The sequence below is a fragment of the Oleisolibacter albus genome, from assembly GCF_003336875.1.
Classification (GTDB): Bacteria; Pseudomonadota; Alphaproteobacteria; order Azospirillales; family Azospirillaceae; genus Niveispirillum; species Niveispirillum album.
Map to the genome: position 1 here is coordinate 1 of NZ_QGNJ01000027.1, position 20,545 is coordinate 20,545.

17 protein-coding genes and 1 tRNA gene are annotated in these 20,545 nt (G+C 66.5%); 2 read left to right on the forward strand and 16 right to left on the reverse strand.

Going from position 1 to position 20,545, the window contains the following annotated elements; all coding sequences use genetic code 11:
* The 4 genes from DK368_RS20720 to rpsL all read right to left on the reverse strand — a co-directional run.
* Window positions 1-127, reverse strand: a 127-nt coding sequence (locus DK368_RS20720) for a GTP-binding protein (RefSeq protein ID WP_240002540.1), incomplete at its 3' end; no start/stop codon positions are given.
* A gap of 35 nt (window positions 128-162) precedes the next feature.
* Window positions 163-2,235, reverse strand: coding sequence for an elongation factor G (gene fusA, locus DK368_RS20725; RefSeq protein WP_114395884.1), 2,073 nt, complete (start codon window positions 2,233-2,235; stop codon window positions 163-165).
* 36 nt (window positions 2,236-2,271) lie between these two features.
* Window positions 2,272-2,742: a 30S ribosomal protein S7 gene (gene rpsG, locus DK368_RS20730; RefSeq protein ID WP_114395885.1), complete on the reverse strand. Its 471-nt coding sequence runs from the start codon at window positions 2,740-2,742 to the stop codon at window positions 2,272-2,274.
* A gap of 12 nt (window positions 2,743-2,754) precedes the next feature.
* On the reverse strand, window positions 2,755-3,126 hold the full coding sequence (gene rpsL, locus DK368_RS20735; RefSeq protein ID WP_114395886.1) for a 30S ribosomal protein S12: 372 nt from the start codon (window positions 3,124-3,126) through the stop codon (window positions 2,755-2,757).
* Window positions 3,127-3,787: 661 nt separating this feature from the next.
* Between rpsL and rimO the strand changes: the two genes are divergently transcribed.
* Window positions 3,788-5,116 carry a 30S ribosomal protein S12 methylthiotransferase RimO gene (rimO, locus tag DK368_RS20745; protein ID WP_114395899.1) on the forward strand — a complete coding sequence of 443 codons (1,329 nt, stop codon included), beginning with the start codon at window positions 3,788-3,790 and terminating at the stop codon, window positions 5,114-5,116.
* Between the two features lie 236 nt (window positions 5,117-5,352).
* On the opposite strand, the gene DK368_RS20750 is transcribed toward rimO, so the two are convergent.
* The 10 genes from DK368_RS20750 to DK368_RS20795 form a co-directional block, all read right to left on the reverse strand.
* The gene (locus DK368_RS20750; RefSeq protein WP_114395888.1) at window positions 5,353-5,655 is read right to left on the reverse strand and encodes a hypothetical protein; all 303 of its coding nucleotides are present in this window, start codon (window positions 5,653-5,655) and stop codon (window positions 5,353-5,355) included.
* 98 nt (window positions 5,656-5,753) lie between these two features.
* Window positions 5,754-10,046, reverse strand: a complete 4,293-nt coding sequence (gene rpoC, locus DK368_RS20755) for a DNA-directed RNA polymerase subunit beta' (RefSeq protein ID WP_114395889.1) — start codon at window positions 10,044-10,046, stop codon at window positions 5,754-5,756.
* A 116-nt stretch (window positions 10,047-10,162) separates the two neighbouring features.
* A complete protein-coding gene (gene rpoB / locus DK368_RS20760) occupies window positions 10,163-14,356 on the reverse strand; it encodes a DNA-directed RNA polymerase subunit beta (protein ID WP_114395890.1) in 4,194 nt (1,397 codons plus the stop codon).
* A gap of 347 nt (window positions 14,357-14,703) precedes the next feature.
* Window positions 14,704-15,087, reverse strand: coding sequence for a 50S ribosomal protein L7/L12 (gene rplL / locus DK368_RS20765; protein WP_114395891.1), 384 nt, complete (start codon window positions 15,085-15,087; stop codon window positions 14,704-14,706).
* A 45-nt stretch (window positions 15,088-15,132) separates the two neighbouring features.
* Window positions 15,133-15,651, reverse strand: coding sequence for a 50S ribosomal protein L10 (rplJ, locus tag DK368_RS20770; protein WP_114395892.1), 519 nt, complete (start codon window positions 15,649-15,651; stop codon window positions 15,133-15,135).
* Window positions 15,652-15,981: 330 nt separating this feature from the next.
* Window positions 15,982-16,689: a 50S ribosomal protein L1 gene (gene rplA / locus DK368_RS20775; protein ID WP_114395893.1), complete on the reverse strand. Its 708-nt coding sequence runs from the start codon at window positions 16,687-16,689 to the stop codon at window positions 15,982-15,984.
* Between the two features lie 4 nt (window positions 16,690-16,693).
* On the reverse strand, window positions 16,694-17,128 hold the full coding sequence (rplK, locus tag DK368_RS20780) for a 50S ribosomal protein L11 (RefSeq protein WP_114395894.1): 435 nt from the start codon (window positions 17,126-17,128) through the stop codon (window positions 16,694-16,696).
* Window positions 17,129-17,312: 184 nt separating this feature from the next.
* Window positions 17,313-17,843 (reverse strand): transcription termination/antitermination protein NusG, encoded by a 531-nt coding sequence (gene nusG / locus DK368_RS20785; protein ID WP_114395895.1) that lies wholly within the window; start codon window positions 17,841-17,843, stop codon window positions 17,313-17,315.
* Window positions 17,844-17,847: 4 nt separating this feature from the next.
* Entirely contained in the window at window positions 17,848-18,045 is a 198-nt protein-coding gene (gene secE / locus DK368_RS20790) for a preprotein translocase subunit SecE (RefSeq protein WP_114395896.1), read from the reverse strand.
* A gap of 109 nt (window positions 18,046-18,154) precedes the next feature.
* A tRNA-Trp gene (locus tag DK368_RS20795) sits at window positions 18,155-18,230 on the reverse strand.
* Between the two features lie 267 nt (window positions 18,231-18,497).
* Here DK368_RS20795 and DK368_RS20800 point away from each other — a divergent pair.
* Window positions 18,498-19,487 (forward strand): hypothetical protein, encoded by a 990-nt coding sequence (locus DK368_RS20800; protein WP_114395897.1) that lies wholly within the window; start codon window positions 18,498-18,500, stop codon window positions 19,485-19,487.
* Window positions 19,488-19,506: 19 nt separating this feature from the next.
* Here DK368_RS20800 and DK368_RS20805 read toward each other — a convergent pair whose 3' ends face one another.
* A complete protein-coding gene (locus tag DK368_RS20805; protein ID WP_114395898.1) occupies window positions 19,507-20,265 on the reverse strand; it encodes a glycosyltransferase family 25 protein in 759 nt (252 codons plus the stop codon).
* A 154-nt stretch (window positions 20,266-20,419) separates the two neighbouring features.
* A partial coding sequence (locus DK368_RS20810; RefSeq protein ID WP_476703851.1) for an EF-Tu C-terminal domain-related protein occupies window positions 20,420-20,545 on the reverse strand: 126 nt, incomplete at its 5' end.

Consider the following 20,545-nt stretch of genomic DNA (forward strand, 5'->3'; position numbering starts at 1 on the left):
TCGCCCCACCGGTCTCAGCCAGAACCTTCGTGATCGCCGCCGTCAGCGACGTCTTCCCGTGGTCCACGTGGCCGATCGTGCCGATGTTGCAGTGCGGCTTCGTCCGCTCAAACTTTGCCTTCGCCATGGTCTCTCGTCCTCTTGATCGGATGAAGGTGGATTTCAGGCCACCTTGGCGCGAACTTCGTCCGCAATGGACTGCGGCACTTGCTCGTAATGGTCAAACTGCATGCTGTACTGCGCCCTTCCCTGGCTCATGGAGCGCAGGGAATTGACGTATCCGAACATGGTCGCCAGCGGAGCCTTCGCCTCGACCACCCGGGCATTGCCCCGCTGGTCCAGGACGACGATCTGGCCGCGACGTCCGTTCAGATCCCCGATGATGTCGCCGAGATACTCTTCCGGCGTCACCACCTCCACCTTCATGACCGGCTCCAGCAGAGCCGGACGGGCCCGCTGCATGCCGTCGCGGAAAGCGGCGCGGGCCGCGATCTCGAATGCCGGGACGCTGCTTTCCACATCGTGGGCGGCAGCATCCAGCAGAGTCACCTTCGTGTCGACGACCGGGAAGCCGGCGACCGTCCCCTGATCCTTGGCCGCGTCCACGCCCTTGTGGACGGCGGCCACGAAGTCCTTCGACAGCCGGTCGGGACCGACCTTGCTTTCGAACCGGAAGCCTTCGCCGGGGGCCAGCGGCTCCAGCTGCAGCTTCACCCGGGCGAACTGCGCCGCGTTGCCCGTCTGCCGGCGGTGGGTATGGTCCACCTCGGCCCGCTGGGTCACGCTTTCCCGATAGGCCACCTGGGGGGTGCCCACATCGGCCTCGACCCGGAACTCGCGCCGCATGCGGTCGACGATGATCTCCAGGTGCAGCTCGCCCATGCCCTTGATCACGGTCCGGCCGGATTCCGCATCCACGCCGACCCGGAAGGAGGGATCCTCCGCCGCCAGCTTGGACAGGGCCGCGGCCATCTTGTCGTGATCGAACCGGGTCTTCGGCTCGACCGCCACCTCGATGACCGGTTCGGGAAACTCCATGCGCTCCAGCACGATGGGATGGGCCGGATCGCACAGCGTATCGCCGGTGGTCGTCTGCTCCAGCGCGGCCAGGGCCACGATATCGCCGGCGCAGGCGGCCTCGATCTCCTCGCGGCTGTTGGCATGCATCAGCAGCATGCGGCCCACATGCTGGCGCTCGCCCTTGGCGGCGTTCAGCACTTCGGCCCCGCGGGCGAGACGCCCGGAATAGATGCGCACGAAAGTCAGCGACCCGACCACCGGATCGTTCATGACCTTGAAGGCCAGAGCGGCGAAGGGCGCATCGTCGCTGGTGGCGCGGGTCTCGTCCGCCCCACCCGGCACCTGGCCGCTGACCGCCGGGATGTCCAGCGGCGACGGCAGGTAGTCGACGATGCCATCCAGCATGGGCTGGATGCCCTTGTTGCGGAAGGCCGAGCCGCACAGCACCGGCACCAGCCGCAGGGCGATGGTGCCCTTGCGGATCAGGGCGCGCAGGGCGTCAGCGTCCGGCTCCTGACCGGCCAGATAGGCCTCGGTCGCCGCCTCGTCCAGCTCGACCGCCTGTTCGACCAGACGCGCCCGCAGGGCGGCCGCCTGTTCGGCCAGTTCGGCCGGGATCTCCGTCACCGCGAAGGGCGAGCCGGGCCGGTCGTCCGACCAGACCAGCGCCTTCATCGCCACCAGATCGACGATGCCGCGGAACGCGGCAGCCTCCCCGATGGGCAGATGCAGCACGGCGGCATTGGCCCCCAACCGCTCGCGGATCATCTCCACGGTGCGGAAGAAGTCCGCGCCGACGCGGTCCATCTTGTTGACGAAGCAGAGGCGGGGCACGCGGTACTTGTCCGCCTGCCGCCACACCGTCTCCGACTGCGGCTCCACCCCGGCGACACCGTCGAACACCGCGACCGCGCCATCGAGCACCCGCAGGCTGCGCTCCACCTCGACGGTGAAGTCCACATGACCGGGGGTGTCGATGATGTTGATGCGATGCTCACGCCAGAAGCAGGTGGTCGCCGCCGACGTGATGGTGATGCCACGCTCCTGCTCCTGCTCCATCCAATCCATCGTGGCGGTGCCGTTGTCGACCTCGCCGATGCGATAGGACTTCCCGGTGTAGTACAGGATGCGCTCAGTCGTCGTCGTCTTGCCGGCATCGATGTGCGCGGCAATGCCGATGTTCCTGTAGCGATCGAGTGGGTGGGACCGGGGCATGAGCGTGTGTTCGCCTGGGTGCTGAGCCTGTTCGCCTTACCAGCGGTAGTGCGAGAAGGCCTTGTTGGCCTCAGCCATGCGGTGCGTGTCTTCGCGCTTCTTCACCGCGGTGCCGCGCTGGTTGGCGGCATCCAGCAGCTCACCGGACAGGCGCTCGGTCATGGTGGTTTCGGACCGGTTACGGGCCGCACCGATGATCCAGCGGATGGCCAGCGCCTGGGCGCGCTCGGCACGAACCTCGACCGGCACCTGATAGGTCGCACCACCGACGCGGCGGGAGCGGACTTCCAGGTACGGACGGACGTTGTTCAGGGCGTCGTGGAACAGCTGCAGGGCGTCCGCCTTCGCCTTCTGCTCGATGCGGTCAAGGGCGCCGTAGACGATGGACTCGGCCACCGACTTCTTGCCGTCATACATCAGGCAGTTCATGAACTTGGTGAGGATGATGTCACCGAACTTGGCGTCCGGCAGAACTTCGCGCTTCTCGGCCTTACGACGACGAGACATGGACTTCTCTCCTTACTTCGGCCGCTTCGCGCCGTACTTCGACCGGCGCTGCTTCCGGTCCTTCACGCCCTGCGTATCGAGCGTGCCGCGGATGATGTGGTAGCGCACGCCCGGCAAGTCCTTCACGCGGCCGCCACGGATCATGACGACAGAGTGTTCCTGCAGGTTGTGGCCCTCGCCGGGGATGTAGCTGATGACCTCGTAGCCGTTGGTCAGGCGCACGCGGGCCACCTTACGAAGGGCCGAGTTCGGCTTCTTCGGAGTGGTGGTGTAAACGCGCGTGCAGACACCACGCTTCTGCGGGCATTCCTCCAGGGCCGGAACCTTGTCCCGCGCCACCAGCGGCGCCCGCGGCTTGCGGATCAGCTGATTGATCGTCGGCATTGACGCCCTTCGCCTTCTCTAGTCCCCGACAGGGGAGCCGTGAATTCCAGTACCTATCCGCACCCAAACCACCCGAAACGACGAAAAAGACCCGCATGCGGTGCGATTCGCGCCGCGCGGGCATCTTCCAAACGCCGTCCGAACAAGGACTCGGGTGCGGCTATGTTGAGTCTCGGGGGGTTCCTGGGGCGGACCGGTCGACAGCGGAAGGCTGGGCGGCGGCCCGCTTGGGGACAGCGTCTAGGCTGCACGAAGGCAGACTACAGCCTGCCCCCCGAAAACGGTGCGCGGACTATAGTGACGCGATACCGGTGCGTCAAGCGCGATAGGACTCAATCCGCGGGGTTTGCGGCCTTGCCGGGGCGGGTCTGCCCTGCCATTTCCAGGCCCCGCCACAGCGCCGCACGGAACCGGTCCGGCGCCTGCATCTGCGGCGAATGGCCAGGCGCGCCGAAGGCCACCGGGACAGTCCCGGGAATCCGTGCCGTCGGCGGGTCCCTGCCCTTGCAGAGGGCGGTGTTGTCCTGCCTCCCGATCCCGGAGTCGCGCCGGCGCAACGCACCTTCCCGCCGGGCGCGGGGGCGATCCTGCGCATCCCCGTGGCACTGCCCGCCGGCACACATTATATAGCGCGGGTTCCGGAGGTACCCCGATCATGACCATGCCCAAATCCCTGCCCGCCGCCCCCAAGGTCGGCATCGTCTCCCTCGGCTGCCCCAAGGCGCTGGTGGACAGCGAGCGCATCCTCACCAAGCTCCGTTCCGAGGGCTATGAGATCTCCGGCTCCTATGACGGGGCGGATGTGGTGCTGGTCAACACCTGCGGCTTCCTCGACAGCGCCAAGGCCGAAAGCCTGGAGGCCATCGGCGAGGCCATGAAGGAGAATGGCCGGGTCATCGTCACCGGCTGCCTGGGCAAGGAGGAGGGTCTGATCCGGCAGGCCCATCCCAACGTGCTGGCCGTCACCGGCCCGCACCAGTACGAGCAGGTGGTGGAGGCCGTGCATGGCGCCGCACCGCCGCAGCACGACCCCTATCTCGATCTGGTGCCGCCCCAGGGTCTGCGCCTGACCCCGCGCCACTACGCCTATCTGAAGATCTCCGAGGGCTGCAACAACCGCTGCACCTTCTGCATCATCCCGTCCATCCGCGGCGATCTGGTCAGCCGTCCCGCCAACATGGTGCTGGCCGAGGCCGAAGCACTGGTGAAGGCGGGCGTGAAGGAGATCCTGGTGGTCAGCCAGGACACCTCCGCCTACGGCATGGACACCCGCTATGCCGAGAGCAAGTGGAAGGGCCGGCAGGTCCGCGCCAAGTTCATCGATCTGGCCCGTGAGCTGGGCGATCTCGGCGCCTGGATTCGCCTGCACTATGTCTACCCCTATCCCCATGTGGATGAGGTCATCGGGCTGATGGCCGAGGGCAAGGTGCTGCCCTATCTCGACATCCCCTTCCAGCACGCCGCCCCCAACGTGCTGAAGGCCATGAAGCGCCCCGCCAACACCGACAAGGTGCTGGACCGCATCAAGATGTGGCGTCAGGGCTGCCCGGACCTGACCCTGCGCTCCACCTTCATCGTCGGCTTCCCCGGCGAGACCGAGCAGGACTTCCAGTATCTGCTGGACTGGCTGACCGAAGCCCAGATCGACCGGCTCGGCTGCTTCAAGTACGAGCCGGTGGCGGGTGCCCCCGCCAATGAGATCCCCGGCGCCGTGCCGCCGGAGGTGCAGGAGGAGCGCTGGAACCGGCTGATGGCGCATCAGCAGGAAATCAGCGCCAAGCGCTTCGCCGCCAAGGTCGGGCGCGAGATGGATGTGCTGATCGACGAGGTCGATGAGGATGGCGCCATCGGCCGGTCCTGGTCCGATGCGCCGGAGATCGACGGCAATGTCTTCCTCAATGGCGAGACGGCGCTGAAGCCGGGCGACATGGTGCGCGTGCGCATCGACGAGGCCGACGAATACGATCTCTGGGGCAGCCGCATCGGCTGAGAGACGGCCACGGGAACGGGCCGATCGCCGGCCCTTCCGTCATTCTTCCCCCACGGCGGTCGGTCACCCGCGGCGGTCGGACGGATGGTGGTCGGACGGATGGTCGTCGGCGCCACAGCGGTGATGCCGCCAATGGCCTGGGACTCGCACGGGCCTGTCACGCGATGGTGATGGTGCCGGCCAGGGCGCACCACCGCCCCGGACAAAGCCCCCCACAGGGCCGACACCCCGTCCGGTCAGTTGCGGATCTCGGGACGCCAGCGCTCGCCCGCCGCGGGACCTGCCGCCGAGGCCGGCTTCGGCCGGGCCGCGACCCGGCGGGCGGTCTCCAGCAGCAGGCCGCGCAGCCAGAACACATGGGCCAGGGCGGCACCCGCCCCCACCACAATCGGCAACAGGCTGAACAGCAGCGGCGCCGACGCCTGCCAGGACAGCACGAGGCCCGCCGGCAACCGCTCCAGCAGCATCTGCACCAGCCCTGCCCCGCCCAGACCACACAGCACCGAGAACAGCACCCGCATCAGAGCGATCCGTTTCATCTCCCGCCTCCATCCCCGGTGCGCATGCGCCGGGAGCCGCAATGAAAAGGGCCGCCCCTGACGGAGCGGCCCTTTCTTTACTCAACGCGAAGCAAACGTCACTCGGCAGCGGTCTGCTGCGTGTCCGGCAGAGCCGGGGTCTCTCCGCCCTCGCCCTCCTGCAGCGCCCGATCGCGCTCGGCGGCGATCTGCTTCAGGCGGTTGACGACGGAGCCGGTGCCGGCCGGGATCAGACGGCCGACGATGACGTTCTCCTTCAGGCCTTCCAGGCTGTCGACCTTGCCCTGGACGGCGGCTTCCGTCAGGACGCGGGTCGTTTCCTGGAACGAGGCGGCCGAGATGAAGGAGCGGGTCTGCAGCGACGCCTTGGTGATGCCCTGCAGCACCGGCTTGCCCTGGGCGAAGCGCAGATCCTGCTCGCCTTCCTCCAGGCGGCGCTGGACCTGCCGGTTCTCGATCTCGAACTCGACGCGGTCCACCTGCTCCCCGGTGAGGAAGGTGGTGTCGCCGGGCTCGGTGATCTCGACCTTCTGCAGCATCTGGCGGACGATCACCTCGATGTGCTTGTCGTTGATCTTCACGCCCTGCAGTCGATAGACGTCCTGGATCTCGTTGATGAGGTAGTTGGCCAGAGCCTCCACGCCCATCACCGACAGGATGTCGTGCGGAACGGGGTTGCCGTCCATCAGCAGGTCGCCCTTCTGGACATAGTCACCCTCCTGCACGGAGATGTGCTTGCCCTTGGGGATCAGGTACTCCTGCTCCTGGCCGGTTTCGTCGTTCTTCACCACGATGCGGCGCTTGGTCTTGTAGTCCTTGCCGAACTCCACGCGGCCATCGATGTCCGAGATGATGGCGAAGTCCTTGGGACGACGCGCCTCGAACAGCTCGGCCACGCGCGGCAGACCACCGGTGATGTCGCGGGTCTTCGAGGACTCGCGGGGGATACGCGCCAGCACGTCGCCGGCCCGGACCCGGGCACCGTTCTCCACCGACAGGATGGCGTCCACGCTCATGTAGTAGCGGGCCTCCAGTCCGTTGGCGAGCTTCATGATCTCACCGGACTCGTCGCGCAGAGTGATGCGCGGACGCAGATCGGCACCGCGCGGCTGCTGACGCCAATCCACCACCACCTTGCTGGAAATGCCGGTCGCCTCGTCCATCACCTCGCGCATGGAGACACCCTCCACGAGGTCGACATAGGTGGCCGTACCTTCCTTTTCCGTCAGGATCGGCAGGGTATACGGGTCCCACTCCGCCAGACGGTCGCCCTTCTTGATCGGGGCGCCGTCGGTGGCCAGCGCCTTGTTCAGCTTGGCGCCATAGGGGATGCGGTGCTTGGCCCGCTCGCGGCCCTGCTCGTCCAGCAGCGCCAGCTCGCAGTTGCGGCCCATGACCACCGGGTAGCCCTCGGAGTTCATGACCAGGTTGCGGTTGCGCACGATCACCTTGGCGTCCAGCGTCGCCTCGATGAAGGACTGCTCGGCACCACGCTGCGCGGCGCCACCGATGTGGAAGGTACGCATGGTCAGCTGCGTACCCGGCTCACCGATGGACTGGGCGGCGATGACACCCACGGCCTCACCGATATTGACCCGCGTGCCGCGGGCCAGGTCACGGCCATAGCAATGGGCGCAGACGCCGTCCTGCGTCTCGCAGGTCAGCACCGAGCGGATGTGCACACTGTCGATGCCGGCACGGTCGATCAGTTCCACCTCGCGCTCGGTGATCAGGTCGCCGGCGGCAACGATCATCTCGCCGTTCAGCGGATTGACCACGTCGAAGGTGGAGGTACGGCCAAGGATGCGCTCCGACAGCGGCACGATCACGTCGCCGCCGTCAATGACCGCCTTGACCGTCAGACCATTGGTGGTGCCGCAGTCTTCCTCGGTGATGATGGCGTCCTGGGCCACGTCGACCAGACGGCGGGTCAGATAGCCCGAGTTCGCCGTCTTCAAGGCGGTATCGGCCAGACCCTTACGGGCGCCGTGCGTGGAGTTGAAGTACTCCAGCACCGTCAGGCCTTCCTTGAAGTTCGAGATGATCGGCGTCTCGATGATCTCACCCGACGGCTTGGCCATCAGGCCACGCATGCCGGCCAGCTGCTTGATCTGGGCGGGCGAACCACGGGCGCCGGAGTGGGCCATCATGTAGACGGAGTTCACGCCGAAGCCGGGGCGCGGCTGCTCGATGACCTTCATCATCGCCGTCGCCACCTTTTCGGTGGTCTCCGACCAGACGTCGACCACCTTGTTGTACTTTTCGCCCTGGGTGATCAGGCCGTCCAGATACTGCTGCTCGTACTCCTTGACCCGCTCCTGGGCCTCGGCGATCAGCTTCTCCTTTTCGGCCGGGATGACCATGTCGTCCTTGCCGAAGGAGATGCCGGCCTTGAACGCATTGGTGAAGCCCAGCTTCATCATGCGGTCGGCGAAGATCACCGTCTCTTTCTGGCCGCAGTGGCGATAGACGTTGTCGATGATGTTGCCGATCTCCTTCTTGGTCAGAAGGCGGTTGATCATCTCGAACTTGATCGCCGGGTGGCGCGGCAGGATCTCGGACAGCAGCATGCGGCCCGGCGTCGTGGTCACGCGCACGGTGATGGGATTGTTGTTCTCATCGACCGTGTGATAGCGCGACTGGATCTTCGAGTGCAGCGTGACGACCTTGGCCTGCAGCGCGTGCTCGATCTCGCCGATGGTGCCGAACACCATGCCCTCGCCCTTGGCGCCGGGCAGTTCCATGGTGATGTAGTACAGACCCAGGATGATGTCCTGGGACGGCACGATGATCGGGCGGCCGGAGGCGGGCGACAGGATGTTGTTGGTGGACATCATCAGCACGCGCGCTTCCAGCTGGGCCTCCAGGCTCAGCGGAACGTGCACGGCCATCTGGTCGCCGTCGAAGTCGGCGTTGAAGGCGGTGCAGACCAGCGGGTGCAGCTGGATGGCCTTGCCCTCGATCAGGGTCGGCTCGAAGGCCTGGATGCCCAGACGGTGCAGCGTCGGCGCCCGGTTCAGCATGACCGGATGCTCGCGGATGACCTCTTCCAGGATGTCCCAGACCTCGGGACGCTCCTTCTCCACCATGCGCTTGGCCGCCTTGATGGTGGAGGCCAGGCCGTACAACTCCAGCTTGGCGTAGATGAAGGGCTTGAACAGCTCCAGCGCCATCTTCTTCGGCAGGCCGCACTGGTGCAGCTTCAACTCCGGCCCCACGGTGATGACCGAACGGCCGGAATAGTCGACGCGCTTGCCCAGCAGGTTCTGACGGAAGCGGCCCTGCTTGCCCTTCAGCATGTCGCTGATGGACTTCAGCGGACGCTTGTTGGCGCCGGTGATGACGCGGCCGCGGCGGCCATTGTCGAACAGGGCGTCGACGGCCTCCTGCAGCATGCGCTTCTCGTTGCGCACGATGATGTCCGGCGCCTTCAGCTCGATCAGCCGCTTCAGGCGGTTGTTGCGGTTGATGACGCGCCGGTACAGGTCGTTGAGGTCGGAGGTGGCGAAACGGCCGCCATCCAGGGGCACCAGCGGGCGCAGCTCGGGCGGGATCACCGGAACCACGTCCAGGATCATCCATTCCGGCCGCGTGGCCTCCGGGAACACCTTGAACAGGGGACGGGCGTCGGGACGCTCGATCCGCTCCTTGTAGCCGTCGAAACGCTCGAAGGCGCCGACATCCTCGACCTCCTGGGGGATGCCCAGGAAAGCCTCGATCAGCTTCAGGCGCTTCACCAGCTTCTTGCGCTTGGCCTCGCTGGAGGTCTCGCGCAGCTCTTCCCGGCAGCGGGCCTTCTCCTCGACCAGGTCAAGGGCGGACAGCATGTCCTTCAGGGCCTCGGCACCGATCTTGGCGGTGAAGGTGTCCTCGCCGAACTTGTCCTGGCGGTCCAGCAGATCGTCTTCCGACAAAAGCTGGTGCAGCTTGAGGTCGGTCAGGCCCGGCTCGATGACGACATAGTTCTCGAAATAAAGGATCCGCTCCAGATCCTTCAGAGTCATGTCCATCAGCAGGCCGATGCGGCTCGGCAGGCTCTTCAGGAACCAGATGTGCGCCACCGGCGAGGCCAGCTCGATATGGCCCATGCGCTCGCGGCGGACCTTCGACAGGGTCACCTCGACGCCGCACTTCTCGCAGATGATGCCGCGGTACTTCATGCGCTTGTACTTGCCGCACAAGCACTCGTAATCCTTGATCGGACCAAAGATGCGGGCGCAGAACAGGCCGTCGCGCTCCGGCTTGAAGGTCCGGTAGTTGATCGTCTCCGGCTTCTTGATCTCGCCAAACGACCAGGAGCGGATGCGCTCCGGGCTGGCGATCGAGATGCGGATCTGGTCGAAGCTCTGCGGCCCCTGCGGCTGGCCGAAGATGTTCATCAACTCATTCATGTGCCGTCTCCCCTCGGGGTGGGCCGTAACGCTGGCCCTGGCGTCGGAATTTCGGGCGTCTTCGAAGACCGGGCGGGGAGCAATTGGTCCCCCCGCCCGGCGAGATCAAGGCGCGATCAGTAGGCCTTCTGGTTCAGCTCGACGTTCAAGCCGAGCGAGCGCAGTTCCTTGACCAGGACGTTGAAGCTCTCGGGGATGCCGGCCTCGAAGTTGTCGTCCCCGCGGACGATGGCCTCGTAGACCTTGGTGCGGCCGGACACGTCGTCCGACTTCACCGTCAGCATCTCCTGCAGCGTATAGGCGGCACCGTAGGCTTCCAGCGCCCACACCTCCATTTCGCCGAAGCGCTGGCCGCCGAACTGGGCCTTGCCGCCCAGCGGCTGCTGGGTGACCAGGCTGTACGGCCCGATGGAGCGGGCGTGGATCTTGTCGTCGACCAGGTGGTGCAGCTTCAGCATGTAGATGTAGCCGACGGTCACCTTGCGGTCGAAGGGCTCGCCCGTGCGGCCGTCGACCAGGGTCGACTGGCCCGAGCGGTCCAGACCCGCCGTCTCCAGCATGCGGCAGATATCGTCCTCGCGCGCACCGTCGAAAACGGGTGTGGCGAAGGGAATGCCGCGCCGCAGGTTGGCGCACAGCTCCATCAGCTGGGCGTCCGACATCGGGGCGATGTCGTTCTCGTAGACGGCCTCGCCATAGACGCTGCGCAGACGCTCCTTCAGCTCCTCCGCGGTCTTGGCCTTGTCGGCCGCCTCCACGGTGGCGGCGCGCAGCCGGTCCAGCATCTCGCCGATCTGGCGGCCGATGCCGGCGGCGGCCCAGCCCAGATGCGTCTCCAGGATCTGACCGACATTCATGCGCGAGGGCACGCCCAGCGGGTTCAGAACGATATCCACATGGCGCCCGTCCTCGAGGTACGGCATGTCCTCGATCGGGGTGATGCGGGAGACCACACCCTTGTTGCCGTGACGGCCGGCCATCTTGTCGCCCGGCTGCAGCTTGCGCTTCACCGCGACGAAGACCTTGACCATCTTCATCACGCCGGGCGGCAGCTCGTCGCCGCGCTGCAGCTTCTCGACCTTGTTCTCGAAACGCTCCTGCAGGCGCTGGACGCTGTCATCGAAGACCTTGCCGGTCTGCTCGATATACTCCATGACCTGGTCGCTCTCGACCGAGATCTGGCGCCAGTGGCTGCGCGGCAGGCCCTTCAGCAGCTCGTCGCTGATGGTCTCGCCGGCACGCACGCCCTTCGGCCCGCTGGCGGCCGTCTGGCCGATCAGCAGTTCCTTCAGGCGGGTGTAGAAGGAGCGCTCCAGGATGACCTTCTCGTCGTCCCGGTCCTTGGCCAGCTTCTCGATCTCGGCCCGCTCGATGGCCAGCGCGCGCTCGTCCTTGTCGACGCCGCGGCGGCTGAACACGCGCACCTCGACCACGGTGCCGGCCACGCCCGGCGGCAGACGCAGGCTGGTGTCGCGCACGTCCGACGCCTTCTCGCCGAAGATGGCCCGCAGCAGCTTCTCTTCCGGGGTCATCGGGCTTTCGCCCTTCGGCGTGACCTTGCCGACCAGGATGTCGCCCGGGCGGACTTCGGCGCCGATATAGACGATGCCGGCCTCGTCCAGGTTCTTCAGGGCCTCTTCACCCACGTTGGGGATGTCGCGGGTGATTTCCTCCTGGCCCAGCTTGGTGTCGCGGGCCATCACCTCGAACTCCTCGATGTGGATCGACGTGAACACGTCGTCCTTCACGATGCGCTCGGAGATGAGGATGGAGTCCTCGAAGTTGTAGCCGTTCCAGGGCATGAACGCGACCAGCACGTTGCGGCCCAGGGCCAGCTCGCCCAGGTCGGTCGACGGACCGTCGGCGATGATGTCGCCCTTCTGCACCCGGTCACCCACCTTCACCAGAGGCTTCTGGTTGACGCAGGTGTTCTGGTTGGAGCGCTGGAACTTCAGCAGGTTGTAGATGTCCACGCCCGGGGCGGCCGGATCGGCGTTCTCGGTCGCGCGCACCACGATGCGGGTGGCGTCCACCTGGTCGACCACGCCGGCGCGGCGGGCGACGATGGTCACGCCGCTGTCGCGGGCCACCGTGGCCTCCATGCCGGTGCCGACCAGCGGGCTGTCGGCGCGCACCAGCGGCACGGCCTGACGCTGCATGTTCGAGCCCATCAGCGCGCGGTTGGCGTCGTCGTTCTCCAGGAACGGGATCAGCGCCGCGGCGACGGACACCAGCTGCTTCGGCGACACGTCGATGAGGTCGATCATGTCGGGCCGGGCCAGCAGGTACTCACCGCCCTTGCGGCAGGACACCAGCGGCTCGGCGAACTTCTGCTCGGAATCCAGCGGCGCGTTGGCCTGGGCCACCATGTAGCGGCCCTCTTCCATGGCGGAGAGATAGACCACCTCGGTGGTCACCTTGCCATCGATCACCTTGCGGTACGGGCTCTCGATGAAGCCGTACTGGTTGACGCGGGCATAGGTGGCCAGGCTGTTGATCAGACCGATGTTCGGGCCTTCCGGCGTCTCAATCGGGCAGATACGGCCGTAATGGGTCGGATGCACGTCGCGCACCTCGAAGCCGGCGCGCTCACGGGTCAGACCGCCCGGCCCCAGGGCCGAAAGACGACGCTTGTGCGTGATCTCGGACAGCGGGTTGGTCTGGTCCATGAACTGCGACAGCTGCGACGAGCCGAAGAACTCGCGCACGGCCGCGGCGGCCGGCTTGGCGTTGATCAGGTCATGCGGCATGACCGTGTCGATCTCTACCGAGCTCATGCGCTCGCGGATGGCACGCTCCATGCGCAGCAGGCCGACGCGGTACTGGTTCTCCATCAGCTCGCCGACGGAGCGGACGCGACGGTTGCCCAGATGGTCGATGTCGTCGATCTCGCCGCGGCCGTCCTTCAGCTCCACCAGGATCTTCAGGATCTTGAGGATGTCCTCCTTGCGGAGGACGCGCATCTGGTCGTCCGTGGTCTGGGCCAGGCGCGCGTTCATCTTCACGCGGCCCACGGCCGACAGGTCGTAGCGCTCCTGGTCGAAGAACAGGCCGTGGAACAGGGCCTCGGCGCTTTCCAGCGTCGGCGGCTCGCCCGGGCGCATGACACGGTAGATGTCGATCAGCGCATCTTCACGGCTGGCGTTGCGGTCGGCCGCCATGGTGTTGCGGATATAGGGGCCGATGTTGAGATGATCGATGTTGAGGATCTGCAGTTCCTCGACGCCGCTCTTCTCCAGCCGCTCCAGCGCGGCGCTGCTGATCTCGTCACCGGCCTCGTACAGCACCTCGCCGGTCTTCTCGTCGATGATGTCGACGGCCAGATAGCGTCCGACGATGTCCTCGACCCCGACCTTCATCTCGGTCAGGCCCTGGTCGGTCAGGCGCTTCAGCAGGCGCGGCGTCATCTTGGTTTCGCGCTGGGCCAGCACCTCGCCGGTGCGGGCGTCCACCAGATCGGAGGACAGCTTGACGCCCTTCATGCGCTCGGCGTTGAACGGCGTCTTCCAGCCGTCGGTCCCGCGGATGTAGGTGATCGTCTCGTAGAAGAAATTCAGGATCTCTTCGCGCGACATGCCCTGCGCCTCATAGGGCAGCAGATCCTTGCCCTGGGCCTGGCGCTCGGCGCGCGCGGACTCGGTGTCCGCCCCGTCCAGGGCGTACAGCAGGGTGGTGGCGGGCAGCTTGCGGCGGCGGTCGATGCGGACATAGACGATGTCCTTGGCATCGAACTCGAAATCCAGCCACGAGCCGCGATAGGGGATGACGCGGGCGGCGAACAGGTACTTGCCCGAGCTGTGGGTCTTGCCCTTGTCGTGGTCGAAGAACACACCGGGGCTGCGGTGCATCTGCGACACGATCACACGCTCGGTGCCGTTGATGATGAAGGTACCATTGGCCGTCATCAAGGGCATGTCGCCCATATAGACGTCCTGCTCCTTGATGTCCCGGATGGACTTCAGGCCGGTATCCTCATCGACGTCGAACACGGTCAGACGGAGGGTCACCTTCAGCGGGGCGGCGAAAGTCATGCCGCGCTGCTGGCATTCCTCGACGTCGTACTTCGGCTGCTCCAGCTCGTAGCGCACGAAGTCCAGCACGGCGCGCTCGGAGAAGTCCTTGATCGGGAAGACCGACTTGAAGACTTCCTGCAGCCCCAGATTGGCGCGCTTCTCAGGCACCACGTCCATCTGCAGGAAGTGGTCATACGAGCTGCGCTGAACCTCGATGAGGTTCGGCATGCGGGTCACTTCGGGGATGCGCCCGAAGCTCTTGCGGATTCGCTTAAGTCCCGTGAACGACTTGGCCATGAATGCCTCTCGTGAACTCGCCCGGTTCAGTGCGCGCGCTCTATCTCAAGCACTTCGGGGGCAGCGGCCCGGAAAGGTCACCGCCCCAATACGCGAATCGACGCGGGCAGCGCCCCTGCCGGGCCGCCGCAGCGCCGCGCCGTTTCACGCTCTGGCCGGAGCCTCCACCCGGCCTCGGGCCGGACATCCGCTCCTGCCGCCTGCAACAGGCTGGAGAACCAGCTTTGCAGGCACTCGGCCGGGGCTTCTTCAACCCTTGCCGAAAAAGACAGACGACGCCGGGCGGCGGCGCCCCTTCCGGGGCGGCCACCGTCCGGCGCCAGCCTATGCAACTCCAGTCGACACTATTACTTAACGTCGACCTTGGCGCCAGCCTCTTCGAGCTGCTTCTTAATCTTGGCAGCCTCGTCCTTGGAGACGCCTTCCTTCACGGGCTTCGGCGCACCCTCGACCAGGTCCTTGGCCTCCTTCAGGCCCAGGTTGGTGATGGCGCGGACTTCCTTAATCACGTTGATCTTCTTGTCACCGCCATCGACCAGGATGACGTTGAACTCGGTCTGCTCCTCGGCGGCAGCAGCCGGAGCGGCGGCGCCGGCAGCCGGAACGGCGGCGACGGCCACCGGAGCGGCGGCGGACACGCCCCACTTCTCCTCGAGCATCTTCGAGAGCTCGGCGGCCTCGATGACGGTCAGGGCGGACAGGTCTTCAACCAGCTTCTCAAGCTTGGACATGATGGTCTCCTAGGGACTCTGATAGAGCGTAGTCGGAAATGCGGCTCAGGCCGCCTCGTCCTTCTTGGCGTAGGCCGCGAGAACGCGGGCCACTTGGCCACCCGGCTGCTGCAGAATGCCGGCGATACGGGTCGCAGGCGTCTGGATCATGCCGAGCAGGCTTGCACGCAGCTCGTTGAGCGACGGCAGCTTGGACAGGGCTTCGATGCCCTTGGCGTCCAGGGTCTGCGCGCCGAGGCCGCCACCAACGATCTGGAACTTGTCGTTGGTCTTGGCGTAATCGATTGCCACCTTCGCGGCGGCGACCGGATCGACCGAATAGGCGATCGCGGTCGGGCCCTTGAAGAGGCTCTCGGCTCCCTCGAACTGGGTGCCCTTGAGGGCGATGCGAGCGAGCCGGTTCTTGGTCACTTTGTAGCTAGCGCCCGCGGCCCGCATCTTCCGCCGCAGATCACTGACCTCAGCCACCGTCATGCCCGACTGTTTGGTCACAACGATGAGGCCAGCCTTCTGCAGCTGGGAATTCAGGGCCGCGACCGTCGCTTCCTTTTGTGTCCGGTCCACGGTTCGCCTCCAAAATGGGACAGGCTCTTGCCGGTTGCCCGGCGCCAGTCTTCCCGGTTCACGGTATTGGCCCGACCGGCGGCTTCCCGTCGCCCGGACCCGGTTCACCTGTCCCAGAAGCGTAGAGCCATCATGCCCGGGCCCGTGCGGGAGTCCCGTCCGGTCCTGGAAATTTCTGGTACCGCTCCCGTCTATGCAGGGCATTAAGCCTTGCGGGCGGACCCGCGCGGCACCTGCAGTCTCGGACAGGGTGGGCGCCGGCCCCGAAGGACCGACACCCGGACCGGCCGGATCAGGTCACCCTGCCCCGGCCGGAAACTCACAACGCGATCAGGCGTTCAGCTCGCCGACCAGCGCCGGGATGTCGAGCTTCAGGCCCGGACCCATGGTGCTGGAGAGCGACACCTTCTCGATGTAGGTGCCCTTGGCGCCAGCCGGCTTGGCCCGGTTGATGGCGGCCACGAAGGCGCGCACATTCTCGGCCAGGGCCTCTTCGCTGAAGCTGGCCTTGCCGACACCGGCATGGATGATGCCGGTCTTCTCGGCGCGGAACTCCACGGCGCCGCCCTTGGCGGCCTTCACGGCCTCGGCGACGTTCGGGGTCACGGTGCCCAGCTTCGGGTTCGGCATCAGGCCGCGCGGACCCAGCACCTTACCCAGACGGCCGACCACGCCCATCATGTCCGGGGTGGCGATGCAGCGATCGAAATCGATGGTGCCGCCCAGGATCTGCTCGGCCAGATCGTCCGCACCGACGATGTCGGCGCCGGCGGCCTTGGCCTCGTCGGCCTTGCCGGCGCGGGCGAACACGGCCACGCGCACGGTCTTGCCGGTGCCGTTCGGCAGCTGGACCATGCCGCGGACCTGCTGGTCGGCGTGGCGCGGATCGATGCCGAGGTTCATGGCGATCTCGATGGTCTCATCGAACTTCGCCGTGGCGTTGGTCTTGACCGTCTTCACCGCTTCGGCGAGGACGTAGAACTTGTCGCGGTCGATGGTGGCGACAGCCTTCTTCAGGCGCTTACCGATCTTCGCCATAGGATCAGCCCTCCACCACGTCGATGCCCATGGAACGGGCGGAACCGATGATCATGCTCATCGCGGCTTCCACGTCGTTCGCGTTCAGGTCGGCCATCTTGGCCTCGGCGATGGTGCGGACCTGGGACGTCGTCACCTTGCCGACGGTGGCGCCCTTGCCGACCGTGCTGCTGCCCTTGTCGATGCCGGCGGCCTTCTTCAGGAAGTAGGTGACCGGCGGGGTCTTGGTGACGAAGGTGAAGGTACGATCGCCATAGGCGGTGATCACGACCGGAATGGGCATGCCCTGTTCCAGCTGCGCCGTCTTGGCGTTGAACTGCTTCACGAACTCCATGATGTTCAGGCCGCGCTGGCCCAGCGCCGGGCCGATGGGCGGCGACGGGTTGGCCTTGCCGGCCGGAACCTGGAGCTTAATGTAACCGACGATTTTCTTCGCCATGACATCCTCACGATACGGCGCCGGCCCGGAAATCCGGTCCGACGCCCTGTTGCCCGGCTCTAGCCCTCAAGGGCTTCCCGCCGGGGGGATTGCGTGGTACGGCGGCCCGAGGACTTCCGGACCCAACCTCCCACGCGCGGCCGTCGATATAGGAACGAATCGTCCCCACGTCGACGGAAATGCGTCAGACCTTTTCGACCTGCGCGTATTCCAATTCCACAGGGGTCGCGCGGCCGAAGATCGACACGGCCACCTTGACCCGGGCCTTGTCCTCGTCGACCTCTTCGATGAGGCCGGTGAAGCTGGTGAACGGGCCGTCGGTGACGCGCACTTGTTCGCCAACCTCGAAATGGACGGAGGGCTTGGGCCGCTCGACGCCTTCCTTCACCTGGTTGAGGATGCGCATGGCCTCGGCCTCGGAGATCGGCTGCGGCTTGCCGCCGCCGCCCAGGAAGTCCGTGACCTTGGGGGCGTTCTTCACCAGATGCCAGGTCTCATCCTGCAGCTCCATCTTCACCAGCACATAGCCGGGGAAGAACTTGCGCTCGGAATTGATCTTGGACCCGCGGCGCACCTCCACGACCTCTTCGGTCGGGACCAGGATCTCCTCGAACTTGTCTTCGAGACCCTTCTGGGCGGCCTTCTCGCGGATCGCCTGGGCGACCTTCTTCTCGAAGCCGGAATAGACGTGGACCACGTACCAGCGCATCGCCATGGGTTCAGCCTCCGATGCCCAGGATCAGCCGGATGGCGAAGGCGATGATCTGATCGGCCAGCAGGAAGAAGATGGACGCCAGCGCCACCATGAGGAACACCATCGCGGTGGAGACCAAGGTCTCCTTCCGCGTCGGCCAGGTCACCTTGGCAACCTCGCGGCGCACCTCGCGCATGAATTCGGCGGGACTGGTTTTGGCCATGGCGGCAGGAGCCATCATCCTGGTTATGCGTTTCCGCTGTGATGCGCGTCGGCTGTGATGCGCGCCCGCGATCGGTTATCCCTGTGCGCCACCCCCGCGGATCGGGAAATGGCAGGAGTGGAGGGGCTCGAACCCCCAACCCCCGGTTTTGGAGACCGGTGCTCTACCAGTTGAGCTACACTCCTTCACACACGAGGCCCGACCGGCATCGGCAGATCTGTCCGCCCGGACTACGCCGTCCCGGACAATACACCGCCGCGCCCCGCCGGACCGCGGGGAGAGGGGCGTCTTGTAGACCAGCGCCGCGGGAAAGGCAACAGCTTCTTTTTAAGGATTCCGCAGCCGTGCCGGGGCCGTCGCGCCAGCGGCATGATGTCCGCCGCCGCCCCTTGTCATGGCGCGACGGCGGCCCGATAAGAGGCCGCATCTGTCATTGCCGGTCGAGTGCTCCCATGCTGATCCGCGTCCTGCGGGCCTATCCCATCGTCGACGCCGCCAGCCGCACCCCTGGTGGCAGCGGCACCCTGGATGGGGTCACCTTCACCCAGGACCCGGTGGAGGAGTGCGACGGCGTCATCATCGCCAATTTCTCGCGCGACGATGTGGTGGTGCGCTGTCCGCCGGAGAATGTCTGGGCGGTGGTGCAGGAGCCCTACTGGCCGGGCTCCACGGAATGGATCAACCGCGCCTATGCCGATGTGGCACGCGTCTATTCCCATGTCCCGGTGCGGCAGTCGCACTGGGTCCGCTCGCACCCGGCGCTGGAATGGCATGTGCGCCGGAGTCGCGATGCGCTGCTGGCGGCAACCCCGGACCCCAAGTCCGACTCCATCTCGGCCGTCATCAGCGACGCCAGCTTCTACCGTGGCCATCGCCGGCGGCTCGATTTCGTCGATGCCCTGCCCGCCGGCCTGATCGAACGCTTTGGCCGCGGCTACCGCCCGGTGGAGGACAAGTGGGAGGCGCTGGCGCCGACGAAATACTCGCTGGCCATCGAGAATTCCTGCGTCCCCGGCTACTGGACCGAAAAGCTGTCGGACTGCCTGCTGGCCTGGTGCCTGCCCTTCTATATCGGCTGCCCCGATCTGGCCGCGTGGTTCCCGTCCGAGGCGGTGGTGCCGCTGGACCTGTCCGATCCGCACCAGAGCGCCGAGATCATGCGGGCCGCCGTAGCTGGCGATGAATGGCGCCGCCGTCTGGACGCCATTGCCGAGGCGCGCCGCCTCTATCTGGACCGCTACGACTTCTTCCCCTTCTTCGCGGCGGAGTTCCGGGCCGCGGCCCCGGCTGCGCGCGAGACGGTCCGGATTCGCGGCTATGACCGGCGCCGGCTGCCGCTGCCGGCCAAGCTGGCGCGCAAGGCGTGGCGCCTGGCCAACGATGCCGAGGCCTCGGCCTGGCGGCTGCGGCGCCGGCTGCTGGGTCCGGCCGGTACGCGCTAGACAGGTCCGGGCGCCGGGGTCAGAATCCCCGGGCCTTGTCCAGGCCGGCCAGCCGCGCCCCGGCGCGCCATTTGGCCAGGCTGGTGCGCAGCCGGTCCAGGCGGCCGGGGCTGTGCTCCCAGCGGCCGCCCGTGGTGCGCGTGTCGATGGTCGACGCCAGAGTGTCGGCGGCGGTCACCGGCCAGGGCTGGACGGCATAGAGGTCGGCGCCGGAGCGCCAGTACCAGTCCAGCAGCACGTCGAACGGCACGCGGATATCGCTGTGCTCGGCCAGGAACAGCTGCGCCCCGGTGCGGCTGATGACATAGGCATGGCTGCCATAGGCCGGCTTCCGCAGCCGCACCAGCCGCCGCCCCGGACAGAGCGGGGCCACATCGCGGACCGACAGGCCGGTACGGATGCCGCCCAGCTTCACCACATCCCAGCCGGCCGGCAGGGCGGCGATGGCGGCGAGGACCGCCGGCAGATCCGGCTCCAGGACGGCATCGTCCTCCAGCACCAGCATGGCCTCGGCATCGCCCTCCAGCATCCGGCGCATGGCGAGCAGGTGGCTGACATAGCAGCCGACCTCGCCGGGGCTGAGGGGGACCCGGCTGAACAGCGGCGGGGATTTGCGGAACCCCAATTCCGCCAGCCGTTGCCCGTCCAGGCAACGCCCGTCGGCCGCATCCAGCACATGGACGGACAGGCCCAGCGCCGCCAGCTGGCCGGTCATGTGGGCGCGGCGGTCGGTGGCGGCGGGAAGGCTGATGACGACAATATCCAGGGGCGCTGGCATGGGGCGGGCCGCTTGATCTCAGGATGCCCTCTCATACAGCGGCGCACCACGGCACACTAGCTCTATCACCGTGATCCATCCCGGCGCGGGGCGCCAAACGAAAAGGGCCGCCCGGAGGGGCGGCCCTTTCCACACCGGACCCGAAGGCCCGATGTTACTGGACGATCTTGGAGACGACGCCGGCGCCGACGGTGCGGCCGCCTTCGCGGATGGCGAAGCGCAGGCCCTCATCCATGGCGATCGGGGCGATGAGCTGGACGCCCAGGCGGATGTTGTCGCC

Excerpts from the sequence above, each read along its gene's own strand:
- rplA (WP_114395893.1), bottom strand. The coding sequence starts at position 16,689 with ATGGCGAAGATCGGTAAGCGCCTGAAGAAGGCTGTCGCCACCATCGAC.
- rpoB (WP_114395890.1), bottom strand. The coding sequence starts at position 14,356 with ATGGCCAAGTCGTTCACGGGACTTAAGCGAATCCGCAAGAGCTTCGGG.
- nusG (WP_114395895.1), bottom strand. The coding sequence starts at position 17,843 with ATGGCGATGCGCTGGTACGTGGTCCACGTCTATTCCGGCTTCGAGAAG.
- DK368_RS20805 (WP_114395898.1), bottom strand. The coding sequence starts at position 20,265 with ATGCCAGCGCCCCTGGATATTGTCGTCATCAGCCTTCCCGCCGCCACC.
- rpsG (WP_114395885.1), bottom strand. The coding sequence starts at position 2,742 with ATGTCTCGTCGTCGTAAGGCCGAGAAGCGCGAAGTTCTGCCGGACGCC.
- DK368_RS20800 (WP_114395897.1), top strand. The coding sequence starts at position 18,498 with ATGCTGATCCGCGTCCTGCGGGCCTATCCCATCGTCGACGCCGCCAGC.
- rplL (WP_114395891.1), bottom strand. The coding sequence starts at position 15,087 with ATGTCCAAGCTTGAGAAGCTGGTTGAAGACCTGTCCGCCCTGACCGTC.
- secE (WP_114395896.1), bottom strand. The coding sequence starts at position 18,045 with ATGGCCAAAACCAGTCCCGCCGAATTCATGCGCGAGGTGCGCCGCGAG.
- rplK (WP_114395894.1), bottom strand. The coding sequence starts at position 17,128 with ATGGCGAAGAAAATCGTCGGTTACATTAAGCTCCAGGTTCCGGCCGGC.
- rpoC (WP_114395889.1), bottom strand. The coding sequence starts at position 10,046 with ATGAATGAGTTGATGAACATCTTCGGCCAGCCGCAGGGGCCGCAGAGC.
- DK368_RS20750 (WP_114395888.1), bottom strand. The coding sequence starts at position 5,655 with ATGAAACGGATCGCTCTGATGCGGGTGCTGTTCTCGGTGCTGTGTGGT.
- rimO (WP_114395899.1), top strand. The coding sequence starts at position 3,788 with ATGCCCAAATCCCTGCCCGCCGCCCCCAAGGTCGGCATCGTCTCCCTC.
- fusA (WP_114395884.1), bottom strand. The coding sequence starts at position 2,235 with ATGCCCCGGTCCCACCCACTCGATCGCTACAGGAACATCGGCATTGCC.
- rpsL (WP_114395886.1), bottom strand. The coding sequence starts at position 3,126 with ATGCCGACGATCAATCAGCTGATCCGCAAGCCGCGGGCGCCGCTGGTG.